Origin of the sequence: Saccharothrix sp. ST-888, from assembly GCF_000955975.1 — a bacterium.
Classification (GTDB): domain Bacteria; phylum Actinomycetota; class Actinomycetes; order Streptomycetales; family Streptomycetaceae; genus Kitasatospora.
Genome location: NZ_JYJF01000784.1, coordinates 1 through 325, shown reverse-complemented (window position 1 = coordinate 325; position 325 = coordinate 1). Strand labels below are relative to the sequence as shown.

Sequence of the window (325 nt, the reverse complement as noted above, 5' to 3'; positions counted from 1 at the left end):
TGTTCGCGATGCGCGCGACGCTGCGGTGGCAGGTCACCTGGCGGCTGCGGCGCGGGTGCGGCGGCAGCGTCGAGGACATCCTCGCCCTCGACGTCGACGACCTGGATCTGCTCCACCGCCGCACCCCCCGCCGCCCGGGGCGGCCGCTGTTGCAATGGCGCGCGGGGGCCGCCCGCCGGCTGCCGCTCCGGGTCATCGGCCGTACGGGCGGCCCGCTGCTGCTCACCGACCGCCGGGCCGGCGCGGGCACACCCGCTGCCGACCTCTGCCCGCACAGCGGCCACAGCCGGCTCTCCTACCGCCGGGCCGCCGAGCTGTTCACCGC

At 78.5% G+C, this 325-nt stretch carries 1 pseudogene; it reads left to right on the top strand.

Annotated features, from left to right (window positions below):
• Positions 1–325: pseudogene (locus UK12_RS42395) on the top strand (RNA polymerase subunit sigma); the annotation flags it as partial.